The 7384-nt window shown below is 60.8% G+C and carries 9 protein-coding genes; 4 read left to right on the top strand and 5 right to left on the bottom strand.

What is annotated here, in order from left to right; translation table 11 throughout:
- Nucleotides 1-44: 44 nt before the first annotated feature.
- The gene (locus WB528_RS14435; RefSeq protein ID WP_423889088.1) at nt 45-1754 is read right to left on the bottom strand and encodes a L,D-transpeptidase family protein; all 1710 of its coding nucleotides are present in this window, start codon (nt 1752-1754) and stop codon (nt 45-47) included.
- 430 nt (nt 1755-2184) lie between these two features.
- Here WB528_RS14435 and WB528_RS14440 point away from each other — a divergent pair, with 430 nt between their 5' ends.
- The gene (locus tag WB528_RS14440) at nt 2185-2736 is read left to right on the top strand and encodes a CreA family protein (RefSeq protein ID WP_423889089.1); all 552 of its coding nucleotides are present in this window, start codon (nt 2185-2187) and stop codon (nt 2734-2736) included.
- A gap of 37 nt (nt 2737-2773) precedes the next feature.
- Here WB528_RS14440 and WB528_RS14445 read toward each other — a convergent pair whose 3' ends face one another.
- Nucleotides 2774-3064 (bottom strand): DUF6719 family protein, encoded by a 291-nt coding sequence (locus WB528_RS14445; RefSeq protein WP_423889090.1) that lies wholly within the window; start codon nt 3062-3064, stop codon nt 2774-2776.
- 135 nt (nt 3065-3199) lie between these two features.
- Between WB528_RS14445 and WB528_RS14450 the strand changes: the two genes are divergently transcribed.
- From WB528_RS14450 to WB528_RS14460, 3 genes are all read left to right on the top strand, one after another.
- A complete protein-coding gene (locus tag WB528_RS14450) occupies nt 3200-4477 on the top strand; it encodes an ArgE/DapE family deacylase (RefSeq protein ID WP_423889091.1) in 1278 nt (425 codons plus the stop codon).
- 113 nt (nt 4478-4590) lie between these two features.
- On the top strand, nt 4591-4989 hold the full coding sequence (locus WB528_RS14455; RefSeq protein WP_423889092.1) for a PaaI family thioesterase: 399 nt from the start codon (nt 4591-4593) through the stop codon (nt 4987-4989).
- Nucleotides 4990-5116: 127 nt separating this feature from the next.
- Complete coding sequence (locus WB528_RS14460) at nt 5117-5737, top strand: N-acetyltransferase family protein (RefSeq protein WP_423889093.1); 621 nt, start codon at nt 5117-5119, stop codon at nt 5735-5737.
- Nucleotides 5738-5772: 35 nt separating this feature from the next.
- On the opposite strand, the gene WB528_RS14465 is transcribed toward WB528_RS14460, so the two are convergent.
- The 3 genes from WB528_RS14465 to WB528_RS14475 all read right to left on the bottom strand — a co-directional run bounded on the left by WB528_RS14465 (nt 5773) and on the right by WB528_RS14475 (nt 7193).
- Nucleotides 5773-6075: a hypothetical protein gene (locus tag WB528_RS14465; protein ID WP_423889094.1), complete on the bottom strand. Its 303-nt coding sequence runs from the start codon at nt 6073-6075 to the stop codon at nt 5773-5775.
- Between the two features lie 94 nt (nt 6076-6169).
- On the bottom strand, nt 6170-6466 hold the full coding sequence (locus WB528_RS14470; RefSeq protein ID WP_423889095.1) for a putative quinol monooxygenase: 297 nt from the start codon (nt 6464-6466) through the stop codon (nt 6170-6172).
- A gap of 43 nt (nt 6467-6509) precedes the next feature.
- Nucleotides 6510-7193, bottom strand: coding sequence for a DUF2161 domain-containing phosphodiesterase (locus WB528_RS14475; RefSeq protein WP_423889096.1), 684 nt, complete (start codon nt 7191-7193; stop codon nt 6510-6512).
- Nucleotides 7194-7384: the final 191 nt, after the last annotated feature.

Here is a 7384-nt window from a genome sequence, read left to right on the forward strand (position 1 = left end):
GTTTGCGCCGGAAGCGACGCGCCGACCAGCCGAGAGCGCGGAGGCTAACGCAGCGAAACGATGAAATCCGTTCCCTCGCCGGTTTCACCAGCCGCGATGCCTTGATCGGAGACGATGATCGAGCCACCCGTCGAAACCGCCTCGTAGATTTTCGCCATGACTTCCGCGGGCAGGCTGAGGCGGTCCAATGCCTCGGCCGGACTATCGGGCACAGGCACCGGCTTGGGCCGGATCGGGCCTGTGCTCGCGAACTTGCGGCCGCGTAAATTACGCTCGTCTTCGGCGCGCCGCTCGGCGAATCTGGAAGGGATAGGCAGCGAGACCACCGACCAATGCAGGACGTTGGCATCGGTGCCGTCGACCTGCGCGGTGAAAATATGCGTACCGAGCGGACGTGCGTCCGGGGCAATCGTCACCGGCACGTTGAACAGCGGCGAGAAGTTCTGCCGAACGTAAAGTTTTGAATCCTTGCGGCTGACGAAAACCGCGATCTGTCCGGCATTCTTGAAGCTAAAGCCTGGATCTGCCTTGGAAGCGGCAGTGTTCGCAAAGTCGCTTTTGACGTCGTCCTTGAGCGGCGTTTCGATCATCGCAGCGGGTACGACAGCCGGCGCGGTAGGCTTGTCGCCCTGGCCCTCGGCCGTCTTTACCTTCGCTTCGGTTGGAGAGCCGCTTCCTGCCGTGTCGTCGGGCTTCGCTGCTTCGCTGGCCGCGGTCGCAGCCCCTGGCTTCGCGAGGTGATCGCTCACGGTCTCGACTGGTTTGTTGTCACTCTCTGCGGTTTTTGTCGGCTGAGCCGGGGTCGATCTCGCGCTCGCGGGCTTTCCAGCGGAAGCAGCCGCTGCGTCACGCTTCATCGCGTTTGCGATTTCCGATTTCGGAGCGTCCGCGTCCGTCGTGGCCTTTGAGGCATCCCCGTGATCGGCGATCGCAACCTCCGAGGGGACACGCTCATCGGCCTGTGCGGCGTCCGGCGTGCTCGTCGAAAGCGATATGAGTAGCGCACCGCTCGCATCTGGCGTTTGCATCTGGTCCGCCGGCTTGGTTTCGGCGGCATGACCGACCGTCGGGCGCAGCTCAATTTTGGATTGGTCTCCGGCTGGCGCCGCGTTTGCCTCGGTCTGCGCCGGTTGCTGGGGCTTTTGAACCGCAACGACGTCCGCTTTCGTCTCTTCCACGGCGACCGGCCGGGGCGTGACCTTTACCGCCGCGAGCAGGGGGTGGGTGAAGCTGGCTGGCGTGATATCGCCGGGCGCGACGATGACGCGCGCGCCCATTCTGGTCCAGCCATACATCTTGACCGCGAAAGCCATGGGCATGCGGATACAGCCGTGCGAGGCCGGACGTCCCGGCAGCACGCCAGCATGCATGGCGACACCAGACCAGGTGATCCGCTGCATAAAGGGCATCGGCGCGCCGCTATAGATGTTGGAACGATGGAACTTTTGCTTTTGGATGATGCTGAAAACGCCCATCGGCGTCAGATGGCCGGGCATGCCGGTGGAAACCGGGGTCTCCGCGAACAGCCCGTGCGCGTCGTAGATTCGCAGCTTCTGCTGGGCGATCGAAATCGAAATGATCAGTGGTCCCTGGGGTTTCGATTCCTTCGCGACAACGGCGCCGGGTTTCTTTTCGCCGTGGCGCGGACCTTTGGCGCGCCGGACCGGCTCCCTCGGCGCCCCTTGGGCGATGCCGGGTGGTGAATCCTGCCAGTAATAGATCGCGGCTTGCGCCTGCGACGTGATACCGAGCACTCCAGTTGCCGCAAAAACGGCGAGCTGCCAAAGCCGTCCGCCCCCAAACCAAACCCCTTGTCCGCTCACGCGCGCGCCTTCCATATTCCAGCTTGTAGTTGAGTGTTGCAGACGAGGTACGGGTTTCACCAGCGTAAGGCCTCTAAAGCTCTCAGTTTGGAATCTAAGCGTAGCAAAAAAGCCTCACTTAATATTAACGCCTAGTGACCCAAGGCCTTTCCGTCGTGGCGTCCGGCGCCTACATCGCGATGTCGCTAAAGTTTGCCCAGCCCCGGAAATGTGCACCCAATACCGTCTTCTTCATGTCAAAGCGGGGCTTGGATCAAAGCCACGCTGGATCAATGAGTTGCCGGCGCCATTTGATTCCGGAACTCAAGGGACGACGGTGTTCCCATCGTCCTAATTCGTCATCGGATATCAGGAGATCGTCATGGCACGCCCCGCATCCCAACCCCATGAGAGGCGACGGAGAATCAAACTGCTGTTACCGCTGCTTGCCCTGCTGGTATCGGCAGCTTCGCCTGCGCGGGCTGCCGACGAACCGGATCTGATCTTCCGCCGCTCCACGGTGTTCAAATGGCTCAGCCCCAACGACAAGCTGGCGACCTACGGCGTCGACGATCCCGAAGTGGAGGGAGTGGCTTGTCACTTCACGGTGCCCGAGCGGGGCGGGATCAAGGGTTGGCTGGGAATAGCCGAGGAAGTGTCGGACATTTCGCTGGCCTGCCGGCAGATCGGCCCGATTCATTTCAAGGACAAGATGGGGCAGGGTGACGATATGTTCCGGCAACGGCGTTCGTTGTTCTTCAAGAAGATGCAAATCGTGCGCGGCTGTGACGCCAAGCGGAACGTGCTGGTCTACATGGTCTACTCGGACAAGCTGATCGAAGGCTCTCCGAAAAATTCGACATCCTCGGTGCCGATCATGCCATGGGGAACAGCCGATACCACCGTCCAGAAATGCGGTGACTTCATCCAATAAGAAGGGTTCGCGGGCGCCTTTCGGGGATCGCGGTCGTCTATTTTTGCTTGGGGCCGACTCGAGGGATGCATTTCCGTTCCCAAACGATACCGGTTGACGTCATCTTGGCGCCCGAGACTTCCTTGATCTGGCCGGCGGGGCAACTCCCATCGTCTACCTTGACGCGCTGTCCGAGCCGCAAGCCAACGATATCCTGCTCGCGCCCAACGGTCGCTTGCGCCTGCGTGGCGGCCACAAGCAATCCGAGGGTGGCCAGGAGACACAGGGCCTTCCGCGCGACCTGGATTCCGGAACTCTCCGTCGGGAACGAGACATCAGGTTCGGTCATTTCGGATTTTCCGGTGCAAGTGAAGCTCTGGCGCGAAGTCTATTGAGAGCGCGTCGATTCTCAAAGTGTATCGAGTATCGCCGTCCACGCGCGCTGCTATAATCGTCTTTTGGGAGACGTGGTGAGGGTCGGACGATGAAGGTTGACGACGTCAGGCAGAAGATCCTGGATGCGGTCGATGCCGGGTTTGACGCGCAATTGGCGACGACCCGTGATTTTGTCGCGATTCCTTCGACCCGCGGCGCCGAGGGTCCATGCCAGGACATGATCGCCGATCTCCTGCGCGAGCGCTGCTACGAAGTCGACGACTGGCACATCCATGTGGACGATCTCAGGGATCTGCGTGGCTTTGGTCCGATCGAGCATGATTTCTCCAAGGCCCGCACCGTCGTCGGCACCTATCGGCCCGCGAGCGCCGCCGGCAAATCGCTGATCCTGCAAGGCCATTGCGACGTCGTGCCGGCAGGACCGCACGACATGTGGGACACGCCGCCATTCTCTCCCGTCGTGCGGGACGGCCGCATGTATGGGCGTGGCGCGTGCGACATGAAGTCAGGCACCATTGGCGCGCTTTATGCGCTCGACGCGATCAGGGCAGCAGGGTTTCAGCCGACGGCGCGGATTCATTTTCAGTCGGTCATCGAGGAGGAAAGCACCGGGCTTGGCGCACTTTCGACATTGCAGCGCGGCTATCGCGCAGACGCCTGTTTCATCCCGGAACCGACCAGTGGCAAGATGGTGCGCTCGCAAGTGGGCGTCATCTGGTTTCGTCTGAAAGTACGGGGCCACCCCGTCCACGTGTTCGAGGCCGGCAGTGGATCGAACGCGATCACGGCGGCGTATCACCTGATTCAATCGCTGGAGCAACTCGAGACCGAGTGGAACAAGCGTGCAAGCGCCGACCGCCACTTCGGCGCCGTGACACATCCGATCAACTTCAATCCCGGCATCATCAAGGGTGGTGACTGGGCCTCCAGCGTGCCGGCCTGGTGCGATGTCGATTGCCGGATCGCAATCCTGCCGGGCTGGTCAGTTGCCGACTGTCAGTCGGAAATTTTGCGGCACGTTGCCGCGGCGTCCCGAAACCATCGCTTCCTAGCCAACAATCCGGCCGGCGTGGAATGGTGCGGGTTCCTTTCGGAAGGCTATGAGTTGAAAGAGTCTGTGGAAGCGGAAGCTGCCTTTGCAAAAGCCTACGATGTGGTTTTTGGCGGAAGCGTGCCTGAACTTGCCTTCACCGCTCTCACGGATACGCGGTTCTACGGATTGAACCACAACATTCCGAGCCTCTGTTTTGGCGCCAGCGGGGCTGCTATGCACGGGTTCAACGAATATGTCGATCTGGAATCCTTGCGCAAGGCGACCAAGACCACGGCGCTCTTCATTGCCGAATGGTGCGGGGTGGAGAAGTAAACGTGGCTCCGCAAAATGCTACGAACATCGGAATCGGGACACTAGCGCCAGTTGAAAACCTCGCGTCCAGGCCTTTCGGGCTCTCGTAGAATGAGCGCGCTGCAGGAGAACAAATGACGCCACTTGAAAAAATTCAATCGATGAAGATGCCGTTTGCGGAGTTGACGGGGGTTATTTTCGTTGAAGCCGGCAAGGACCGCGTCGTGGCACGGATGCTGGTCCGTCCCGATCTCTGCACGGTCAGTCACAGCATTCACGGGGGAGCGGTGATGGCATTCGCCGACTCGGTCGGCGCTGCGGCAACCGTGATCAATTTGCCGGACGATGCCAAGGGTACGACCACCATTGAAAGCAAGACGAACTTCATTGGCGGCGCCAAGGAAGGGACCACGGTCGTCGCGACAGCGACACCGGTCCATCGGGGACGGCGTACGCAGGTCTGGCAAACGCGGCTTGAAACCGACGAAGGAAAGCTGATTGCGATCGTGACGCAGACCCAAATGGTTCTCTAGGCAACGCGGGGCGATTAACGGCGATCTTCCAAGCCCCAAAGAGGCCTTGAATTTTATGCTGCAATGCACAATATGTGACGTCTAGGGATTCGACGCCTCCTCGAGGGCTTCCAAGAGGAGTTTTCACGTGAGCTACCACGACGTTGCGGGTTCAACACTCGCCAAAGGCACCGTTCGGACGCTGAGCCGGCAGGAAGAGCTGCCGCTGCTGCGGGCTCATCTACTAAGGCTTGATCACGAGAGCCGCCATGACCGTTTTCACGGCTTCATGGACGACAGCTTCATCGAACGTTACGCCGAAAAATGCGCAAGCGACGGCACGCTTGTCATCGCCTATCTCGAAGAGGGCGTGGTTCGAGGCGCAGCGGAGCTTCATCCCCCGGAGACGTCGCCGGACGTGCAGCCGGAGATCGCGTTCAGCGTCGAGGCTGGTGTTCGACGCCAGGGAGTCGGCAGCATTCTGTTCCGGAAGCTGATCGCGGAAGCGCGCGCCAAAGGCTATCGCACGCTGCGGATAACGACCGGGGCTCAAAACGGCGCGATGCGGGCGCTCGCCAACAAGTTCGGCGCACATCTGACATTCCGCCATGGCGAATCCACCGGAACGATCGACCTGAAAGAACAGCGCACTGCGCCTGCAACGCCGGCCGTCCTCACGCCAATGGATACGGCGCGGGCGGTCGTCCAGTTCAATCGCGCTTACTGGAAGTTTCTGTTGCAGCTATATGGCTGGAAGCAGACGGCGTGAGCGGCGCCGATCTCTGGAATCGCCGCCGGCGGTGCTCAAGTCCCGGTCCGTTTGTCGTTACCGAATTTTCTCACCACGCGACGTTCGACCACGACCGAACGCTGTGCGCCCTGTTCGCCGGCGATCACGCGGGTTATCGAACGTGCTTGTGCACGTCCCGCCTTTTTCACTTCAGCGGTGACCGTTTCGATCGGCATCCCCATCAGCGACGCGGCGATTTCGGCCTGTTCGCTCTGGTCTTCCGTGATGCCCGCGGCCGCGAAGATTGCTTCTTCGAGCGTAGGCGGATCACGCCGAACGCGCCGCGGTCCGTACTTGGTGTTCCAATCCTGGCTCATCGCCGACCCCTCACTTCGCTGAAGATATCTAGGGATGGGTATGTTGCATTGCAATATGAAACTGATGTGGCAATCCAGCTATGCATTGTCGGGTTCAAAGGCTCACCGCCGCAGCGTCATAGATTTCGAGGGTCGTGGCGGCCGCGGCCAACGGGCGCAAGGCGCGGACAAAATCGCGCGAAGCTGGCAGCGCGAAATGCGCCGATAACGCAGCCCGGTCGGCCCACTGCTCGATAAAGACTAGCCTGTACGGATTTTCGCAATCGATATGCACGGCGTGGGAGAGGCAGCCTGGTTCCTTCCGCGAGCGATGCACATGTTCGAGGCTCAAGCGGCGAGCCTCCTGGATGGAATCCTCCCTTGCCGTCATGCTGCCTGTTACCAAGATCATTCGGCTCTCCTGGCGGTTTTCGATCCGGCCGAACTTGCCTGGATCACGAAACTGAATCGCCGGCAGCCGCAAAGTCGATGGGTTGCTGCGGCCATCGTTTCAACGCCGCACGCCCGGAATCGGTCAGACTGTAGATGCCGCGCTCAACGCGGTCGAACCAGCCGTAGACATTGTGCAGCAGAATTTTTGGCGCGTCCGGAATGGCCGGTTTGAGATCGCGCACCTTGCGCGGACCCTGCAATAGCGCCGAGGCGCAGGCCAGCGCCTGCTGCCGGTACGCCGTCATGATCGGGGCACGCGTGCTGCCGCCGAGGGCCGGATCGCCTTGACGCTTTCGATGCTCGGTAATCAGGCGTGATCGTCGCTTCATATCTCGGCGAGGAACGGTGGTTGGGGAAACGATCACCTCGACTGCACCCGACGTGGTGACCGCCAGCATGCCAAAGCCGAGGCGGCGGCAGAGATTGCGGTAACGCGCGTCGCTCTCCCGCCCTTTGCCACGCGCCGACAATTTGGCCGCTAGCCAGACTTCGTCGCAGGCGCCAGCGCGATCGACCGCTTGCAGGATCAGTTCAAGATTGAAGGCGAGCTTCAATTCGCCGATGACCACGATCGGGGGTTCGCCGCCGCTGAGCGCCACGAGGTCGCAACCGCCGATCTCGCCCTTGACCGTAAAGCCGAGCTTCTCGAGAAATCGCTTGACCGGCAGATAGAGTGCGGTTTCCAACGACGGTTCCTGATCAGTGATTGGGCGACTCACTGGCTCAAGTCTACTCCAGATCATGCGCTTGCCTGTCGCATGATCGCCGTCAATGCGGGCGGCTCTGCTGCCTGGGGGACCTTGCGGACGTGGTTATGATCAGAAATGGCCTCGACCACATCACGGGTCGAAATGCTCGATGGCGTGAAGGGTGGCAA

Source organism: Bradyrhizobium sp., assembly GCF_049586575.1.
In the GTDB taxonomy this organism is placed as follows: domain Bacteria; phylum Pseudomonadota; class Alphaproteobacteria; order Rhizobiales; family Xanthobacteraceae; genus Bradyrhizobium.

Bases quoted from the DNA above. Each gene is read 5' to 3' on its own strand.
- WB528_RS14450 (WP_423889091.1), top strand. From the start codon at position 3,200: ATGAAGGTTGACGACGTCAGGCAGAAGATCCTGGATGCGGTCGATGCC.
- WB528_RS14470 (WP_423889095.1), bottom strand. From the start codon at position 6,466: ATGATCTTGGTAACAGGCAGCATGACGGCAAGGGAGGATTCCATCCAG.
- WB528_RS14440 (WP_423889089.1), top strand. From the start codon at position 2,185: ATGGCACGCCCCGCATCCCAACCCCATGAGAGGCGACGGAGAATCAAA.
- WB528_RS14455 (WP_423889092.1), top strand. From the start codon at position 4,591: ATGACGCCACTTGAAAAAATTCAATCGATGAAGATGCCGTTTGCGGAG.
- WB528_RS14445 (WP_423889090.1), bottom strand. From the start codon at position 3,064: ATGACCGAACCTGATGTCTCGTTCCCGACGGAGAGTTCCGGAATCCAG.
- WB528_RS14465 (WP_423889094.1), bottom strand. From the start codon at position 6,075: ATGAGCCAGGATTGGAACACCAAGTACGGACCGCGGCGCGTTCGGCGT.